This window comes from Herbiconiux sp. J20-20 (assembly GCF_057365085.1).
The window spans coordinates 387,148-405,556 of the sequence record NZ_CP195122.1 but is presented as its reverse complement, the minus strand read 5'-3'; the positions used below and the strand labels follow the sequence as shown (position 1 = coordinate 405,556).

13 protein-coding genes are annotated in these 18,409 nt (G+C 68.8%); 2 read left to right on the top strand and 11 right to left on the bottom strand.

The features are described from left to right. Nucleotides 1–10: 10 nt before the first annotated feature. The 6 genes from rapZ to ACR3ZA_RS01865 are packed head-to-tail and all read right to left on the bottom strand — an operon-like array spanning nucleotide 11 to nucleotide 9,182. Nucleotides 11–886, bottom strand: a complete 876-nt coding sequence (gene rapZ / locus ACR3ZA_RS01890) for an RNase adapter RapZ (RefSeq protein ID WP_473659591.1) — start codon at nucleotides 884–886, stop codon at nucleotides 11–13. Next, the gene (gene uvrC, locus ACR3ZA_RS01885) at nucleotides 883–2,796 is read right to left on the bottom strand and encodes an excinuclease ABC subunit UvrC (RefSeq protein WP_473659589.1); all 1,914 of its coding nucleotides are present in this window, start codon (nucleotides 2,794–2,796) and stop codon (nucleotides 883–885) included. Before uvrC ends, rapZ begins: the two co-directional genes overlap by 4 nt. Continuing rightward, nucleotides 2,793–5,684, bottom strand: a complete 2,892-nt coding sequence (gene uvrA / locus ACR3ZA_RS01880) for an excinuclease ABC subunit UvrA (RefSeq protein ID WP_473662260.1) — start codon at nucleotides 5,682–5,684, stop codon at nucleotides 2,793–2,795. The genes uvrC and uvrA overlap by 4 nt, the downstream gene beginning before the upstream one ends. Nucleotides 5,685–5,708: 24 nt before the next feature. Next, a complete protein-coding gene (locus tag ACR3ZA_RS01875; protein WP_473659587.1) occupies nucleotides 5,709–6,221 on the bottom strand; it encodes a nitroreductase family deazaflavin-dependent oxidoreductase in 513 nt (170 codons plus the stop codon). Next, entirely contained in the window at nucleotides 6,218–8,284 is a 2,067-nt protein-coding gene (uvrB, locus tag ACR3ZA_RS01870) for an excinuclease ABC subunit UvrB (protein ID WP_473659583.1), read from the bottom strand. Before uvrB ends, ACR3ZA_RS01875 begins: the two co-directional genes overlap by 4 nt. Before the next feature lie 37 nt (nucleotides 8,285–8,321). Further along, nucleotides 8,322–9,182, bottom strand: coding sequence for a LysR family transcriptional regulator (locus ACR3ZA_RS01865; protein ID WP_473659581.1), 861 nt, complete (start codon nucleotides 9,180–9,182; stop codon nucleotides 8,322–8,324). Between the two features lie 67 nt (nucleotides 9,183–9,249). Here ACR3ZA_RS01865 and ACR3ZA_RS01860 point away from each other — a divergent pair, with 67 nt between their 5' ends. Beyond that, nucleotides 9,250–10,125: an EamA family transporter gene (locus ACR3ZA_RS01860; RefSeq protein WP_473659579.1), complete on the top strand. Its 876-nt coding sequence runs from the start codon at nucleotides 9,250–9,252 to the stop codon at nucleotides 10,123–10,125. Here ACR3ZA_RS01860 and coaE read toward each other — a convergent pair. Continuing rightward, nucleotides 10,048–10,719: a dephospho-CoA kinase gene (gene coaE, locus ACR3ZA_RS01855; RefSeq protein WP_473659577.1), complete on the bottom strand. Its 672-nt coding sequence runs from the start codon at nucleotides 10,717–10,719 to the stop codon at nucleotides 10,048–10,050. The two genes, ACR3ZA_RS01860 and coaE, sit on opposite strands and share 78 nt — an antisense overlap. A gap of 54 nt (nucleotides 10,720–10,773) precedes the next feature. On the opposite strand from coaE, the gene ACR3ZA_RS01850 reads away from it, so the two are divergent. Continuing rightward, nucleotides 10,774–11,412, top strand: coding sequence for a DUF4126 family protein (locus ACR3ZA_RS01850; protein ID WP_473659575.1), 639 nt, complete (start codon nucleotides 10,774–10,776; stop codon nucleotides 11,410–11,412). Nucleotides 11,413–11,463: 51 nt separating this feature from the next. Here the strand turns inward: ACR3ZA_RS01850 and rpsA are convergent, their stop codons facing one another. The 4 genes from rpsA to polA all read right to left on the bottom strand — a co-directional run bounded on the left by rpsA (nucleotide 11,464) and on the right by polA (nucleotide 18,399). Beyond that, entirely contained in the window at nucleotides 11,464–12,945 is a 1,482-nt protein-coding gene (gene rpsA / locus ACR3ZA_RS01845; protein WP_473659573.1) for a 30S ribosomal protein S1, read from the bottom strand. A gap of 105 nt (nucleotides 12,946–13,050) precedes the next feature. Beyond that, nucleotides 13,051–14,022: a DUF1731 domain-containing protein gene (locus ACR3ZA_RS01840; protein ID WP_473659571.1), complete on the bottom strand. Its 972-nt coding sequence runs from the start codon at nucleotides 14,020–14,022 to the stop codon at nucleotides 13,051–13,053. After that, entirely contained in the window at nucleotides 14,019–15,707 is a 1,689-nt protein-coding gene (locus tag ACR3ZA_RS01835) for a DUF885 family protein (RefSeq protein ID WP_473659569.1), read from the bottom strand. The genes ACR3ZA_RS01840 and ACR3ZA_RS01835 overlap by 4 nt, the downstream gene beginning before the upstream one ends. A 31-nt stretch (nucleotides 15,708–15,738) precedes the next feature. Next, nucleotides 15,739–18,399: a DNA polymerase I gene (gene polA / locus ACR3ZA_RS01830; RefSeq protein WP_473659567.1), complete on the bottom strand. Its 2,661-nt coding sequence runs from the start codon at nucleotides 18,397–18,399 to the stop codon at nucleotides 15,739–15,741. Between the last annotated feature and the right edge of the window lie 10 nt (nucleotides 18,400–18,409).

Here is an 18,409-nt window from a genome sequence, read left to right as displayed (position 1 = left end):
CCTTCGTCTTCTATTCGCGACCGAGGTCGCGGTGCTTCACGCTGACGGCAACGCCGGGCAGGGCGTTCATGCGTCGAGCGAGCTCTTCAGCGACGGCCACCGAGCGGTGCTTTCCACCGGTGCAGCCGATGGCGATCGTCGCGTGTCTCTTGTTCTCCTTACGGTACCCCGTGAGCACGGGACCCAGCGCGGTCAGATATGCCGTGATGAATGTATCCGCATCGGGCTGACCGAGGACGTAGTTGCGCACCTCGGCGTCCTGACCGGTGTGCGGACGCAGCTCGGGGATCCAGAACGGGTTCGGCAGGAACCGGCAATCGGCGACGAGATCGGCGTCCGGCGGCAGCCCGTACTTGTAGCCGAAGCTCATGACCGTGACCCGGGTCTCTTTGCTGGCCGCGTCTCCGAAGTGGTCGTTGACGACCCGGGAGAGCTCGTGGATGTTGAGGTCCGACGTGTCGATGATGAGGTCGCTGGCGGCGCGCAGCGCCTGGACCCGGCGGCGCTCCTCGGCGATGCCGTCCAGCAGGGTGCCCTGACCTTGCAGCGGGTGCGGCCGGCGCACCTGCTCGAAGCGGCGGACCAGCACGGCGTCGGTGGCGTCGAGGAACACCACGCGCACGGCGGCCGAGCCGCGCAGCAGCTCGAGCGCGGCCTCGACGTCGGCGAAGAGCTTGCCGCCACGAATGTCCACGACGGCCGCCACCCGCGGAATCGCCTCACCGGTGTGCTCGGCGAGCTCGACGAGCGGGCGCAGCATCTGCGGCGGCAGATTGTCGACGACGTACCAGCCGAGGTCCTCCAGGGCGTTGCCCACGGTGGATCGGCCCGCGCCGGACATGCCGGTGACGAGGAGGATCTCGCGCTCGGCTCGGGTATCGGTCATGCGCTGTGCTGCTTTCCCTTGGGTGGGTTCAGCCTACCGACGATCGTCTCCGCCAGGGCGGGGCCGATTCCGCGGACCTCTGCGACCTCGGTCGCGCTCGCGGCTCGCAGCTTCGCGACCGAACCGAAGTGGGTGAGCAGCTCCTTCACCCGCGCCGGGCCGAGTCCCGGGATCTCTGACAGCGTGGACGACACGCTCGCTCGGCGCTTCTGCCGCTGGAAGGTGATCGCGAAGCGGTGCGCCTCGTCGCGCAGCCGTTGCACCAGGAACAGCGCCTCGCTGTTGCGGGGCAGGATCACCGGGAAGTCGCTGCCCGGCTGCCAGAGCTCTTCGAGACGCTTCGCGATGCCCACCACCGGGATGTCGTCGATGCCGAGTTCGTCGAGAACCCGGGCGACCGCCGCCACCTGCGGCTGGCCGCCGTCGACGAGCAGGAGGCCCGGTCGATAGGCGAATCGACGTCGTGGCGCCTCCCCCGCGGCGTCCCCGTCGCTCGGGTCCTCCTCGAGGCGGGCCAGCCGTCGCCGCATCACCTGGGCGAGCGCGGCGGTGTCGTCGGCGTACTCGGCGATCGAGAACTTGCGGTAGTCGCTCTTCTTGGGCAGACCGTCCTCGAACACCACCATCGAGGCGACGATGCCGGTGCCGCCGAGGTGCGACACGTCGTAGCACTCGATCCGCAGCGGGGCCTCGGCGAGCCCGAGAGCGTCCGCCAGCTCGTTGAGCGCCGTGGTGCGGGCCACGTAGTCGGCGCTGCGCCGCGTCTTGTAGAGCGCGAGCGCCTGGCGCGCGTTGAGTGTCGCGGTCTCGAGCACCGCGGCGCGATCCCCCCGCTGCGCGGTGCGGATCGACACGCGTCCCTTGGCGCGGCGGCCGGTGAGCCAGGTCTCCAGGGCGGAGGCGTCGACGGGGAGCGCCGGCACCACGACCTCCTTCGGCGGCTCATCTCGGTCGTAGGCCCGCTCGAGCACCGACTCGACGAGCTCGTCGAGCGGCACGTCGAGCTCCTTGTCGACCACCCAGGAGCGCACGCCGCGGACGCGCCCGCCGCGGATCATGAACTGCTGCACGGCGGCGGCCAGCTCGTCGTGCTCGATGCCGAAGACGTCGGCGTCGGGAGCACCCGGCAGCACGACGGCGCTCTTCTCGAGCACGTTGTTGAGCGCGTGGATGCGATCGCGCAGCACGGCGGCCCGTTCGAAGTCGAGCTCGGCCGAGGCGGCCGCCATCTGCTTTTCCAGGTCGACGATGACGCGGCGGTCATGGCTGGACATGAAGGCGATGAACTGGTCGACGATCGCGCGGTGCTCGGCGACCGTCACCTTCTGCGAGCAGGGTCCGCCGCAGCGGCCGATCTGGCCGGGGAAGCACGAGCGGCCGGTCTGCATCGCCCGCTTGTAGCTGGCGTCCGAGCAGGTGCGGATGGGGAACGCGCGCACCATCTCGTCGATCGTCTCGCGCACGGCCCAGACCTTGGGATACGGGCCGAAGTACTTGGCGCCCGGAATCCGGTCGTTGCGGGTCACCATCACGCGGGGCGCCTCATCGGCGAGCGTGATCGCCATCAGCGGGTAGGTCTTGTCGTCGCGGAACTTGATGTTGAACGGCGGTGCGTACTCCTTGATCCAGCTGTATTCGAGCTGCAGGGCCTCGACATCGCTGCCGACGCTCGTCCACTCGACCGATCGCGCCGACAGCACCATGTGCCGGGTGCGCTCGTGAAGGCTCTTGAGCGGCTGGAAGTAGTTCGCCAGACGCGCCCGCAGGTTGATCGCCTTGCCGACGTAGAGCACCCGGCCGGTGCCGTCGCGAAAGCGGTACACCCCCGGACCGGTGGGGATCTCACTCGGCTTGGGACGCCAGGCGAGCGTATCGGCGCGCGGCGGCCGCGAACCCGGGGCTGCCATCATCCTGCCTTCCGGCCACCCGCTCCGCGGTCGGCCTCGAAGAGTTCACGCAGGAACATTCCGGTGTGGCTCTCGGCCACGGTTGCGAGGTGCTCGGGCGTGCCGACGGCGAGCACCTCACCGCCTCCTGCCCCGCCCTCGGGGCCCAGGTCGATGAGCCAGTCGGCGCTCTTGATCACATCGAGGTTGTGCTCGATGACGATCACCGTGTTGCCCTTCTCGACGAGCCCGTCGAGCACCAGGAGGAGCTTGCGCACGTCTTCGAAGTGCAGCCCCGTCGTCGGCTCGTCGAGCACGTACACGCTGCGCCCGTTGGAGCGCTTCTGCAGCTCGGTCGCGAGCTTGACGCGCTGCGCCTCGCCGCCCGAGAGCGTTGTCGCGCTCTGCCCGAGTCGCACGTAGCCGAGGCCGACGTCGACGAGCGTCTTGAGGTAGCGATGGATGGCCGTGATCGGCTCGAAGAACTCGGCGGCCTCGCTGATCGGCATCTCGAGGACTTCGGCGATGTTCTTGCCCTTGTAGTGCACCTGCAGCGTGTCGCGGTTGTAGCGCGCCCCCTCGCAGACCTCGCAGGCCACGTAGACGTCGGGCAGGAAGTTCATCTCGATCTTGATGGTGCCGTCGCCGGAGCAGTTCTCACAGCGTCCGCCCTTGACGTTGAAGCTGAAGCGGCCCTGCTGGTAGCCGCGGGCCTTCGCCTCGATCGTCTCGGCGAACAGGGCGCGAATGCGGTCGAACACGCCCGTGTAGGTGGCGGGGTTGGAGCGCGGGGTGCGCCCGATCGGCGCCTGGTCGACGTGGACGACCTTGTCGAGCTGATCGAGTCCCAGCACCCGCTTGTGCTTGCCGGGCACCTGCTTGGCGCCGTTCAGCTGGTTGGCGAGCACCTTGTAGAGGATGTCGTTGACCAGGCTGGACTTGCCGGAGCCCGAGACGCCGGTGACGGCGACGAACACGCCGAGCGGGAACTCGACGGTGACGTCCTTGAGGTTGTTGGCGCGGGCGCCCTCGACCGTGATGACCCGTTTCGGGTCGATGGTGCGGCGCTCGTCGGGGATCGCGATGGAGCGGCGCCCGGCGACGTAGTCGCCCGTGATCGAGCGACGGTTGGCGAGCAGTTCGTCGTAGCCGCCCGAATGCACGACCTCTCCGCCGTGCTCTCCCGCGCCGGGTCCGATGTCGACGATCCAGTCGGCGGTGCGGATCGTGTCCTCGTCGTGCTCGACGACGATGAGCGTGTTGCCGAGGTTCTTCAGCTTGACGAGGGTGTCGATCAGCCGACGGTTGTCGCGCTGGTGCAGGCCGATGCTCGGCTCGTCGAGCACGTAGAGCACGCCCGTGAGCCCGGAGCCGATCTGGGTTGCGAGACGGATGCGCTGCGCCTCTCCCCCGGACAGACTGCCGGCCGAGCGCGCCATCGTCAGGTACCCGAGGCCGACCTCGAGCAGGAACTCGAGGCGCACGCGGATCTCGCGCAGCACCTGCGCGGCGATGCGCGCCTCGCGCTCGGTCAGCTCGAGCTCCGCCATGAACTCGTACGACTCCCGCAGGCTGAGCTCGGCGACGTCGGAGATGCTGCTGCCGGCGACCTGCACCGCGAGGACCTCGGGCTTCAGCCGCTTGCCGTGGCAGACCGGGCACGGGATCTCGCGCAGGTACTCGCCGTAGCGCTGCTGCGACCAGTCGGATTCGGCCTCGTGGTACTTGCGCTCGATGTAGGGCATGACGCCCTCGAAGCCGGTGGAGTACTTCATCGTGCGCCCGAAGCGGTTGCGCCACTGCACCGAGACCTCGAAGTCGTTGCCGCGCAGAATCGCGGTCTGCACCTCCTCGCTCAGCTCGCCCCACGGGGTGTCGAGCGAGAAGTCGAGGTCGCGCGCGAGGCCTTCGAGCAGGCGCTGGAAGTAGCTGTAGAGGCCCTTGCCGCCCTGGTTCCAGGGCAGGATGACGCCCTCGTTGAGCGTGAGCTCGGGGTCGCCGATGAGCAGCTCCGAGTCGACGCTCATCTTGGTGCCGAGGCCCGAGCATTCCGGGCACGCGCCGAACGGCGCGTTGAACGAGAAGGTGCGCGGTTCGATCTCGGTGAGCTGGATCGGGTGCTGATTCGGGCACGACAGCTTCTCGCTGAAGGTGCGGATGCCTCCCGCGCCCTCGACGTCGACGAAGTCGATCATGACGATGCCGTCGGTCAGGCGCAGCGCGGTCTCGAGCGAGTCGGTCAGACGCGTCAGCAGGTCATCGGCGGCCACGAGCCGGTCGACGACGACCGAAATGTCGTGCTTGTACGACTTCTTGAGCGTCGGCGGTTCGGTGAGCTGGATCAGGTCGCCGTCGACGACCGCGCGCGAGTACCCGCTGGCGGCGAGCTCGGCGAAGAGGTCGACGAACTCGCCCTTCTTCTGGCTGACCACCGGGGCGAGCACCTGGTAGCGGGTGCCGGTCTCGAGCTCCATCAGCTGGTCGGCGATCTGCTGCACCGTCTGGCGCTGGATCCGCTCACCGCACTCGGGGCAGTGCGGGATGCCGATGCGCGCCCAGAGCAGTCGCATGTAGTCGTAGATCTCGGTGATCGTGCCGACGGTGGAGCGCGGGTTGCGGTTGGTGGACTTCTGGTCGATCGAGACGGCGGGACTCAGGCCCTCGATGAAGTCGACGTCGGGGCGATCGACCTGGCCGAGGAACTGCCTCGCGTAGGAGGAGAGCGACTCGACGTAGCGACGCTGCCCTTCGGCGAAGATCGTGTCGAAGGCGAGGCTCGACTTGCCGGAGCCGGAGAGCCCGGTGAACACGACGAGCGCGTCGCGCGGGATCTCGAGATCCACGTTCTTCAGGTTGTGGACTCGTGCGCCCCGCACACTCAGAACGGAATTCTGGGACGCTTTTCCGGGCACGGCAGAGATCGACACCCCGTGAGTCTACGGAGCACCGCTGTCATCCCGCTTGTCGGCGGGTGACGCTCCGGGCGAACGGCGCAGCTCCAGCGCGCCGACCTCGGCGGCGAGACGCCCGATCGCGTCCCGGTCATCGGAGAACTCGGCACCGAGAAGCCGACGGCCGAGAGTCGCGGCGACGCGCGGGTTGTCGCGCTGATAGTCGGTGAGGAGCTGCCGACGCTCGTCCAGGTCGAGCTCGTGAACCTCGGGGAGGAAGCGCTCACGGCCCGTGTCGACCAGTTTCGGCGGGCGGGCGAGGGCATTGAGATACCAGTCACTGGAGCGCCCCCACCCGGCGACAACCCAGTACCGTCCCGCTGCGCGATCGCCGCGGGCCACCTCGATGACGGTGCGCCGCACGAGACCCGACGTGCGTCCGAACGTCTCGAGCAGCAGCAGACGACCGCCGAAGATCCAGCCGAGGCGCGCGCGGAAGACGAGGATCGGGGTCTTCAGCAGCGCCCGAAGCAGAGGGTTCTGCGGGCCGGCGCTCATCGCACGTGGCCCGCGGCCTCCATCTGCCGCAGCTCCTTCTTGAGATCGCCGAGCTCATCGCGCAGCCGCGCCGCGAGCTCGAACTTGAGCTCGGCTGCGGCCTGCAGCATCTGCTCGTTGAGGTCCGCGATGATCGACTCCAGCTCGGCGGCTCCCGCCGCGCCGACGCCCTCGCGGCGAAGGCTCGGGGTCGGTGAGCGTCTCTTGCCGCCGCGCTCGGCCAGCAGCTTCGCCGTGTCGGCGCCCTCGCGCGCGAGCACCTCGGTGATGTCCGCGATCTTCTTGCGCAGAGGCTGCGGATCGATCCCGTGCTCGAGGTTGTAGGCGACCTGCTTCTCGCGGCGTCGGTCAGTCTCCTCCAGCGCCTGCTTCATCGAGTCGGTGAGGTTGTCGGCGTACATGTGCACCTGGCCGTCCACGTTGCGGGCCGCGCGGCCGATGGTCTGGATCAGCGACGTCGAGGAGCGCAGGAAGCCCTCCTTGTCGGCGTCGAGGATCGCGACCAGCGAGACCTCGGGCAGGTCGAGCCCTTCCCGCAGAAGGTTGATGCCGACGAGCACGTCGTAGACGCCGGCGCGCAGCTCGGTGAGCAGCTCCACCCGGCGCAGCGTGTCGACGTCGGAGTGCAGATAGCGCACGCGCACACCGTGCTCGTCGAGGAACGCCGTGAGCTCTTCGGCCATCTTCTTCGTCAGGGTCGTGACCAGCACGCGCTCGTCGCGGTCGGCCCGAACTCGGATCTCCTCGAGCAGATCGTCGATCTGGCCCGCGCTCGGTTTCACGACGATCTGCGGATCGACCAGACCGGTGGGGCGGATGATCTGCTCGACGACCCCGTCGGACACGCCGAGCTCGTAGCGGCCCGGAGTGGCCGAGAGGTAGACCTTCTGGCCGACCCGATCGAGGAATTCCTCCCAGCGCAGCGGGCGGTTGTCGAGCGCGCTCGGCAGGCGGAATCCGTGCTCGACCAGGGTGCGCTTGCGGCTCGCGTCGCCCTCGTACATGGCGCCGATCTGCGGCACCGTCTGGTGCGACTCGTCGATCACCACCAGGAAGTCGTCGGGGAAGTAGTCGAGGAGGGTGTTGGGCGGTTCGCCCGGCGAGCGGCCGTCGATGTGCCGCGAATAGTTCTCGATGCCGTTGCAGAAGCCGATCTGCTCCATCATCTCGAGGTCGAAGCTGGTGCGCATGCGCAAGCGCTGCGCCTCCAGCAGCTTGCCCTGCTTTTCGAACTCGGCGAGCCGCTCCGCGAGCTCTTCGCGGATCGTGCCGATCGCGCGCTGCATCGCCTCAGAGCTCGCCGCGTAGTGGGTCGCCGGGAAGACGGACACCGCATCCATCTTCTGGATCACCTCGCCGGTGAGCGGATGCAGCGAGTACAGCGCCTCGATTTCGTCGCCGAACATCTCGATGCGCACCGCGTGCTCTTCGTAGACGGGGATGATCTCGATCGTGTCGCCCCGCACGCGGAACTTGCCGCGACTGAAGTCGATGTCGTTGCGCTCGTACTGCATGTTGATGAAGCGGCGCACGAGACGATCGCGCGAGATGTGCTCCCCGACCTGCAGCGCCGTCATCGCACCGAGGTACTCCTCGGCGGCGCCGAGACCGTAGATGCACGACACGGTTGAGACGACGACCACATCGCGACGACTCAGCAGGGAATTCGTCGTGGAGTGACGCAGGCGTTCCACCTCCGCGTTGATCGACGAGTCCTTCTCGATGAAGGTGTCGGACTGCGGGACGTACGCCTCGGGCTGGTAGTAGTCGTAGTAGCTGACGAAGTATTCGACCGCGTTGTTCGGCATGAGCTCGCGGAACTCGTTCGCCAGTTGGGCCGCAAGCGTCTTGTTGTGCGCGAGCACCAGCGTGGGGCGCTGCAGCTTCTCGACGAGCCACGCCGTCGTCGCCGACTTGCCGGTGCCGGTGGCGCCGAGCAGCACGATGTCGCTCTCGCCCGCCGTGACGCGATGGGCGAGTTCGGCGATCGCGGCGGGTTGGTCGCCGCTCGGCTGATACTCGCTGACGACCTCGAAGGGTCGAACAGCACGGGTGGGCTCCATGGTTTCAGCCTACGGTCCGCCGGCGACAGTCGCCGGGTCAGCGCGCGTAGGCCTGCCGCAGGTGCGCGATCAGTCGCTCCCTCGCCGGGTGAAGGCTCCCACGCCGCCACACGAGGCGGACCCGAATCGGGTCGGCATCCTCGATCGGGAGGAAGACGACACCGGGGCGCGGCTGGTGATGCGCGGTCGCCACCGACGTGATGCCGATGATCCTGCCTTCTGCGATCTGGTCGAGCCATTCGTCGATGTCCTCGGTCATCGCAAGCTCGGGAGTGCGCTCCTCCCCCGCATCGAGCCACAGCTGGGGTGTCGTGGTGCCGGTCTGCGCATCCACTCCGACGACGTAGGGCACGGCGTCTCGCAGCGAGATGGCGCCGCGATCGGCCAACGGGTGGTCGATGGCGACCGCGCACTGTCGGGCTTCGAGCCCCAGGATCGCGCTGTCGAAGGCCCGCTCGGCGACGTGGTGCCGCACCACGGCGAAGTCGGTGCGACCGGAGGACAGACCGACGTCGCGCGCGGACGCGTGGACCATCCGCAGCGGCATCGACGGGTTCTCGCGATTCCAGCCGCGGAGCACCGCCGTCGTGTGGGCTCCGAGCGCCGCCCAGGCGTAGCCGAGGCGGATATCGCGCGGTACCCCGCGGATGTGGGCAACGGCGCGATCCAGCTCCTCGAGCGCCCGGCGCGCGGCCGCCACAACCTCCTCGCCCGCGTGCGTGACCTCGACGCTGCGCGTGGTGCGAGCAACGAGTGCCGCGCCGACCTCGGTCTCGAGCGCCGCGACCGACCGAGAGACCGAGGCCTGTGAGACGCCGCGAGAAGAGGCGGCCGCCGTGAACGAGAGCTCGTCGGCGACGGCGACAAGATCGCGCAGCTGGCGCGTAGTGATATTCATGCGTCAATCGTAACAATCCGGCGTGATTGCATTTCTGTTTCGCATAGTCACGACCTAGCGTGTGCACATGAATCGAGAGCGGATCGCCCCCGTCACCAGCGTCGCGGGGTCGATCTCGGTGCAGACCGGCGCGGCGATCGGCGCCACGCTCTTCCCGTTGATCGGTCCGCTCGGCGTCGTGGCCGTCCGCCAGGCCGTCGCGGCCGTCGCGCTGCTCGCGATCGCGCGACCACACTGGTCGAACCTGACCCGTCAGCAGCTCATGCCTGCCGCGGCTCTCGGCGTCGTCCTCGTGGTCATGAACCTGTCGCTGTACTCCGCCGTGGAGCGGGTGGGGCTCGGGCTCGCGGTCACGCTCGAGTTCCTCGGCCCGCTCGCCGTGGCACTCACGTCGTCGCGGCGAAGGGTCGACGGGGCGCTCGCCCTGAGCGCCGGCGTCGGCGTCGTGCTGCTGACCGGAAGCGTCCCCGGAATCGACCTCGCCGGGGTGCTGTTCGGACTCGTCGCCGCCGTCGCGTGGGCGGCGTACATCCTGCTGAACCAGCGGGTCGGCGTGCGGCTTCCCGGGGTGCAGGGCACCGCTCTCGCGAGCGCGGTCGCCGCGATCATCACCGCGCCCGTGCTGATCGGAGCGCTCGTGAGCGTTCCCGGCGAGCAGCTGCTCGTCATCGCCGCCGTCGGAGCGGTGGTGGGGATGCTCTCGTCGGCGGTGCCCTATTCGATCGACCTGATGGTGCTGCGGGTGCTGCGACGCGAGACCTTCGCGATCCTGCAGAGCGTCCACCCCGCCGCGGGGGCCGTAGCCGGTTTGATCGTGCTCGGTCAGGTCCTCACGAGCGCGCAGCTGCTCGGGATCGCGCTGATCTCAGGGAGCAACGTCGTCGCGATTCTGCTCGGCGCGAGGGCCGTCGCTCCCGCCGCGCGCGACACCGTCGACGCGTGAGCGCAGCGACGCCCACAGCGCGTCGGCCTGCGCTCGCGTGTCGGCGAGGGTGCCGTTCGCGTCGACCACCACGTCGGCGATCGCCAGTCGTTCGGCATCGCTCGCCTGGGAGTTGATGCGATGCCGCGCCTCCTCGCGCGTCATGCCCCGCAGGTCCACGAGGCGCTGGATGCGCGTCTCGCTGTCGGCCTGCACCACCACGATCAGATCGAACTCGCCGAGGCGCGCGCCGGTCTCGACGAGCAGGGGCACGTCGTAGACGACGATCGCGTTCGGGTCCTCGGCCGCGGCGGCCCGGAAGCGCGCGTGCGACAGCTCGGCCACCGCCGGATGGGTGATCGCGTTCAGCTCGTGCCGTTTGTCGGGGTCCTGGAAGACGATCTGCCCCAGCGCTGCCCGGTCGAGCGTCCCATCGGGCGCGATCAGGTGCGAGCCGAAGGTCTCGGCGATCCGCGCCAGCGCCGGTTCTCCCGGAGCGACGACGTCGCGCGCCAGCTGGTCGGCGTCGATGACTCGCGCCCCCAGCTCCCCCAGCCGCGCCGCGACGCTCGACTTGCCCGAGGCGATCCCCCCGGTGACGGCGACGAGCAGCATCCGGCCATGCTAGCGGTCCTCGCCCCGCCCGGAACCGGGTGCTAGCCTCGCCGCATGCTCGAGTTCCTGACCGGGACAGGCCTTGCCGCCGCCGCCGGCCTCAACGCGTACATTCCGATGCTCGTCTTGGGACTCTCGAGTCGGTTCTTCGACGCCGTCAGCCTCCCGAGCGGCTGGGCCTGGCTGGAGAACGAGTGGGTGCTCGGCATCCTGGCTGCCCTGCTGCTGCTGGAGATCGTCGCCGACAAGATCCCCGCCGTCGACACCGTCAACGACTGGATTCAGACCGTCGTGCGGCCCGCAGCCGGGGGCATCGTGTTCGGCTCGGGCAGCGCGACCGAGACCGCGGTGGTCACCGATCCGGCGGAGTTCTTCGCCAGCAACCAGTGGGTACCGGTCGTCATCGGCATCGTGCTGGCGCTCACCGTCCATGCCGGCAAGATGGCGGCGCGCCCGATCGCGAACGCCGCAACGGCGGGCGTGGCGGCCCCGGTGCTCAGCACCGTCGAAGACCTGTCGAGCCTCGTGCTCAGCGCCGTCGCGATCGTGATTCCGGTGCTCGTGATCGCCGGTCTCGCCAGCCTGGTCGTCGGCCTCGTGCTGCTGCGGCGTCGGATGCGGCGGCGCGCGTCGCGCCGCACGGAGGCCGAAAGTGCGTCCGCTCCGCCGATCCCGCCGCGCCGCAGCGCTTAAACGACCAGCGGGTCGAATGCCCGAAGGCATCCGACCCGCTGAGAACGTGACTTAGTTGTTGCTCGACAGCTTCTCGCGAAGCGCGGCCAGCGACTCGTCGTCGGCCAGGGTGCCGGCCGAGCTGGACTCGCTCGAGAACGCACCCGACGCCGAACCGGACGACGCCGCACGCGGCGCGCTCTCGGCGGCCGCGTCGGCGGCCTCCGCGGCGAGAATCTGAGCCTTGTGGGCCTCCCAGCGAGTCTGGGCGGCCGCGTACTCGGCCTCCCACGCCTCGCGCTGGGTGTCGAAGCCCTCGAGCCACTCGCCGCTGGTCGCGTCGAAGCCCTCGGGGAACTTGTAGTTGCCCTGCTCGTCGTACTCGGTGACCATGCCGTACAGCGCGGCCAGACCGGAGTCGAACTCGGTGCTGTTCGGGTCGATGCCCTCGTTGGCCTGCTTGAGGCTCAGCGAGATGCGGCGACGGTCGAGGTCGATGTCGATGACCTTGACGAAGACGTCCTCGCCGACCGACACGACCTGCTCGGCGAGCTCGACGTGCTTGCCGCTGAGCTCCGAGATGTGCACGAGGCCCTCGATGCCGTCCGCAACGCGCACGAAGGCGCCGAACGGAACGAGCTTGGTGACCTTGCCCGGAGCGATCTGGCCGATCGCGTGGGTGCGGGCGAACACCTGCCACGGGTCTTCCTGCGTCGCCTTGAGCGACAGCGAGACACGCTCGCGGTCCAGGTCGACCTCGAGGATCTCGACGGTGACCTCCTGGCCCACCTCGACGACCTCGCTGGCGTGCTCGATGTGCTTCCACGAGAGCTCGGAGACGTGCACGAGGCCGTCCACGCCGCCCAGGTCGACGAACGCACCGAAATTGACGATCGAGGAGACGACGCCCTTGCGGACCTGTCCCTTCTGGAGGTTGTTGAGGAAGGTCGAACGCGACTCGCTCTGCGTCTGCTCGAGCAGCGCGCGGCGGCTCAGGACGACGTTGTTGCGGTTCTTGTCGAGCTCGAGGATCTTCGCCTCGATCTCCTGGCCGAGGTACGGCGTGAGGTCGCGCACGCGGCGGAGCTCGATGAGCGAGGCCGGGAGGAAGCCGCGGAGGCCGATGTCGACGATGAGGCCACCCTTGACGACCTCGATGACCTGACCGGTCACGACGCCGTCGGTGTCCTTGATCTTCTCGACGTCGCCCCACGCACGCTCGTACTGGGCGCGCTTCTTGGAGAGGATCAGGCGGCCTTCCTTGTCCTCCTTCTGGAGAACGAGGGCCTCGACGCTGTCGCCGACGTTGACAACCTCGCTGGGGTCGACGTCGTGCTTGATCGAAAGTTCGCGGGAGGGGATGACACCCTCAGTCTTGTAGCCGACGTCGAGGAGAACCTCGTCACGGTCGATCTTGACGACGGTGCCTTCGATGAGGTCTCCGTCGTTGAAGAACTTCAGGGTCTTTTCGACCGCGGCCAGAAAGTCTTCAGCAGATCCGATGTCGTTGATGGCGACCTGCTTGGGGGCCGTGGCGGTCGTTGCGGTGGTCATGTAGTAGATGCTCCGAATGGGGACAAAATAAGGCCTGTGGCGGGTGTTGCGGGTTGTGATCGCCGCAGGCATGCGGACAGAACGTTGCGAAAGCAACACTCGAGTCTAGCGATTCTTGGCCCTCGAGTCCACGACCTCGCGCAGCGCGCCCTCCAGCTCGGGGTATTCGAAGGCGAAGCCTGCCTGTTGCAGCCGTCCCGGGATCACCCAGCGGCTCTTCAGCACGAGCTCGGTTTCGGTGCGGATCAGCCACGCGCCCGGTTCGAGCATCCAGCGGTGCATCGGGAGCCCGACGGGAACGCCGAGGACGCGACGCAGCGTCGCCATGAAGGTGCGGTCGTCCACCGGGTGCGGTGAGGAGAGATTGATCGGGCCCGCAAGCTCCGGGTGAGCTTCGAGGAAGCGGATCGCGCCGGAGACATCGGCGAGATGCACCCAGGAGAAGCGCTGTCGCCCGCCCCGTGTCGCGAAGCGATGCTCGGTGCCGAAAGCACGTCGACGACGACTCGGGAACCACGGGCCATCCAGATGCGCGCCGCCGAGCCCCAGCCGGGCAAGCCGGAACAGCGGCGTCAGCACGCCGCCGTCGCCGAGGACGATCGCCGTGCGCAGCGCCACCCGGCGGGTCGCCGGCAGCGCGAGCTCGAACAGCGCCGCCTCCCACGCGGTCGCGACATCGACCGAGAAGCCGGCGCCGAGCTCCCCCGTCGCTTCATCCTGCGGACGGTCATCGGCATGGCGATAGATCGTCGCGGTCGAGGAATTGATCCACAGCGCGGGCGGCGACGACGCCGTGGCGATCGCCGCGCCCAGGGCGCGCGTGGTGTCGATGCGGGAGTCCACGATCTCGCGTCGATTGCGCGCGGTGTAGCGGCAGTTGACGGTTCGTCCGGCCAGGTTCACGACGAGCGCGGCCCCGTCGACAGCGGAGCGGATGCCGGCCGAATCCGACCAGGGCACGTCGCTTCCGACGCCACGACCGATCGTGATGACCCGATCGCCCGAGGAACGGTAGTGCTCGACGAGGTGCCGCCCCATGAAGCCGGACGCCCCGGCGATGACGACGGTGCGGGTCACGACAGCAGTGCGCCCCGAAGGGTGTCGAGACCGACGCCGCCGAGGTCGAGCGCCTGCTTGTGGAAGTCCTTGAACGAGAAGGCGTCGCCAGCACGGCGCTGCGCGGTCGAGCGGATCTCCTCCCAGATCCGCTGGCCGACCTTGTACGACGGCGCCTGCCCGGGCCAGCCGAGGTAGCGGTTCACCTCGAAGCGCACGAACGCGTCGTTCATGTTGACGTTCTGGCGCATGAAGTCGAGCGCGTAGTCGTGATCCCAGACGCCCGAGCCGTCGAGGCGGGGCTTGCCCAGGTGCACGCCGATGTCGAGCACGACGCGCGCGGCGCGCATCCGCTGGCCGTCGAGCATGCCGAGCCGGTCGGCCGGGTCGTCGAGGTAGCCGAGCTCCTCCATCAGTCGTTCCGCGTAGAGCGCCCAGCCTTCGGCGTGGCCGCTCGTGCCGGCGAGCTGGCGCCGCCAGGTGTTGAGGGTGCCGCGGTTGTAGGTCGCCTGCCCGATCTGCAGGTGGTGGCCGGGAATCCCCTCGTGGTAGACGGTGGTCAGCTCGCGCCAGGTGTCGAACTCGGTGACCCCCTCCGGCACGCTCCACCACATGCGGCCGGGGCGCGAGAAGTCGTCGCTCGGGCCGGTGTAGTAGATGCCGCCCTCCTGGGTCGGCGCGATCATGCACTCGAGGCGACGGATCGCGTCGGGAATGTCGAAGTGCGTCTTCGCCAGGTCGGCGACGGCGCGGTCGGAGGTCTCCTGCATCCACTCCTGCAGCGCCTTCGTGCCGTGCAGCTTGCGCGCGGGGTCGGCCTCCAACGCTGCGATCGCCTCCTCGACAGAGGCGCCCGGGAGAATCTCGCCGGCGGTGCGCGTCTGCTCGTCGACCATGCGCTCAAGCTCGGCGATGCCCCACTCGTAGGTCTCGTCGAGGTCGATCTCGGCGCCCAGGAACGAGCGCGAGTGCAGGGCGTACATGTCGCGGCCGACGCCGTCCTGCTCCCCCGCGCTCGGGGCCAGCTCCTTCTCGAGGAAGTCGGCGAGCTCGGCATAGGCGGCGGAGGCGGCGGCGGCACCGGAGCGCAGCCCCGCACGGAGCGCCGCCGGCAGCTCGGCTCCGCCCTCGGCGGTGGCGCCGTCGGCGAACTCACCGAAGAATCCGGCCGGGTTGGCGTGCTTGCGTGCCTGCTTCGCCACCTCGGCGACCTGACGGCGTGCGGGCACGATGCCGCGGGAGATCCCCTCACGCAGGGTCTCGATGTAGCCGTTGACCGCCCCCGGCACGTTCGACATGCGCTCGGCGATGCGCTCCCAGTTCTCGTCGGTCGCGGTCGGCATCAGGTCGAAGGAGTCGCGGATGCCCTGGGCGGGCGAGGCGATCACGTTCAGGTCGCGGAGGTGCAGGCCGAGCTCGGCGCTCTCCAGCTCGAGGTTCAGCTGCGCCAACAGGTCGGTCTTCGTCACCTCGTCGACCGCGTCGATGGGCGCCTCCGCGCTCAGTTTTGCCGCGGTGGCCCGTGCGGCCGCGGTACGCGCCTCGTGGCCCGCGGGCGAGAGGTCGCCGTACTCGCCGGTGCGGCCCTCGACGCCGATCCAGATGGCGTAGTCGGGGTCGAGGTCGACGAGCGTGGTCACCCACTCCTCGGCGATCGCATCGATGGCGCTGGGCGTGCGGACAGGAGGAGTCGAAGCTTCCGTCATGTTCCCAGCGTAGTTCGCCGGATGCCGAAAATCAGTGCGCCGCGGCGTCCCAGTTCGGCCCGGTGCCGAGCTGCACGTCGAGCGGAACCTTGAGCTCGGCCGCGGTCGACATCCGCTCGGTGACGATCTTCGTCATCGTGTCGAGCTCGCCCTCGCCGATCTCGAAGACGAGTTCGTCGTGCACCTGCAGCAGCATGCGCGAAGCGAGACCTTGCTCGCGGATGTCGGCGTCGATCTGCAGCATCGCGCGTTTGATGATGTCGGCCGCCGAACCTTGAATCGGCGAGTTCAGGGCCTGACGCTCCGCGTTGTCGCGCAGCACCCGGTTGGGAGAGGAAAGCTCGGGGAAGGGCCGGCGGCGGCCGAAGATCGTGGTGGTGTAGCCGTCGATGCGGGCCTGCTCGACCACCCCGCGGAGGTAGTCGCGCACGCCCCCGAACCGGGCGAAGTAGTCGGTCATCAGCGCTTTCGCCTCGGACTGCTCGATGCGCAGCTGCTTGCTCAGACCGAAGGCGGAGAGGCCGTAGGCGAGGCCGTACGACATCGCCTTCACCTTGGTGCGCATCGTCGGCGTGACCTCGGCCGGGTCGACGCCGAAGACCCGCGAGCCGACGAAGCGGTGCAGGTCCTCCCCCGACTGGAAGGCCTCGATGAGGCCCTCGTCGTCGGAGAGGTGCGCCATGATGCGCATCTCGATCTGCGAGTAGTCGGCGGTGAGCAGCGTCTCGAAGCCCGCCCCCGACTGGAACGCGGCGCGCACCTCGCGGCCCACCTCGGTCTTGATGGGGATGTTCTGCAGGTTGGGCTCGTTGGAGCTGATCCGGCCGGTCGCCGAGCCGGTCTGCTCGTAGGTGGTGTGGATGCGCTCGTCGTCGCCGATGCTCTTCTCGAGGGTCTCGACGATCTGACGGATCTTCGTCGCGTCGCGGTGCTGCAGCACCAGCTCCAGGAACGGATGCGGGTGCTGATCCTGCAGGTCGGCGAGTGCCGCCGCATCGGTCGAGAACCCGGTCTTGGTGGCGCGGGTCTTCGGCATGCCGAGCTGGTCGAACAGCACCTCCTGGAGCTGCTTGGGTGAGCCGAGGTTGACCTCGCGGTCGATCGTCGCGAAGGCAGCCGCCTCCACCTCGGCCGCGCGCGCGGCAAGCCGCGAGTTCAGCTCGGCGAGCAGCTCGCGCGAGACGGTGATGCCCTGGCGCTCCATCCGCACCAGCACCGCGATGAGCGGCAGCTCGATGTCGACGAGCACCTCGCGCGAGCCGTCGTCGAGCTGGTCGGCGAGCTCATCGGCGAGGCGGCGCACGTACCACGCTTCGGTGGCGGGACTCAGCGGCTCGGTCTCGGGAACCAGCTGGTGCGGATCGGGCTCGGGAAGGGTCTCGCCGAGCTGTGCGTACACCAGACTCGCCAGGCTCTCGGACTTCGAACCGGGCTTCAGCAGCCAGGCTCCCAGGGTGACGTCGAAGGCGATTCCGTTCAGCTCGAGGCCTGCCTCAGCCATGACCGAGACCTGGCCCTTGCCGTCGTAGACGTGCTTGGGGGCGTCGCTCGCGAGCCACTGCTCGAGCGCGACGTAGTCGGGGCGCCCCGGCGCCCACGGCACCCAGGCCGAGTCGGTGCTGCTGGCGATCCCGAAGCCGGTGATCTCGCCGTCGAAGGTGGCGACGCGGAGCCCGAGCGGCTCGGTGCCCTTCTTCGAGGCGTCGTCGAGCCACTTGGCGAGCTCCTCGTCGACCATCGTGCGGATCGCGGGCACGGCCGCGCTCTCCGCCTCGGGTGCGCCCTCGCCGGTATCGGTGATCCCTTCCAGCTTGAACACTCGGTCGAGCAGCGTGCGGAACTGCAGGCGGCCGAAGATCTCGCGGATCGCGGTCGCATCCGGCTCGCCGCGCAGCAGATCGGCCGGTGCCACCGGCAGCTCGATGTCGGGCAGCAGTCGGTTGAGCTTGCGGTTGCGCACCACGCGATCCATCTGGTCGCGCAGGTTCTGGCCGACGACGCCGGTGATCTCCTCGGCGTGCGCCATGATCTCGTCGAGAGAACCGTACTTCTGGATCCACTTCACGGCGGTCTTCTCGCCGACCTTGTCGACCCCGATCAGGTTGTCGCTCGTCTCACCGACGAGCGCCGCGATCTCGGGGTACTGGTGCGGCTCGATGCCGTAGCGCTCGCGCACCGCCGCGGGGTCGTAGACCTTCAGCTCGGAGACGCCGCGCACGTTCGGATACAGCAGCGTGACCTCGTCGTTGACGAGCTGGATCGTGTCGCGGTCGCCGGAGACGACGAAGACCTGGAAGCCGTCGGCGCTGCCACGGGCCGCGAGGGTCGCGAGGATGTCGTCGGCCTCGTAATCCTCTTTGCTGAGGGTCTGGATGCCCATCGCCGCCAGCGCTTCCTCGAGCAAGGGGATCTGGCCCTTGAACTCGGGCGGCGTCTCGGCGCGGGTGCCCTTGTACTCGGGGTACTCGCGGGTGCGGAACGAGAAGCGCGAGATGTCGAAGGCGACCGCCAGGTGGGTCGGCTTGTAGGTCTGCAGCAGGTTCAGCAGCATCGAGATGAAGCCGTGGATCGCGTTCGTGTGCTGGCCGTCGCGGGTGACGAAACTGTCGACGGGAAGCGCGTAGAACGCGCGGAAGGCCAACGAGTGGCCGTCGATGATCAGAAGGGTAGGCTTTTCGACGCTGTCCGGCACGGAGTCAGCC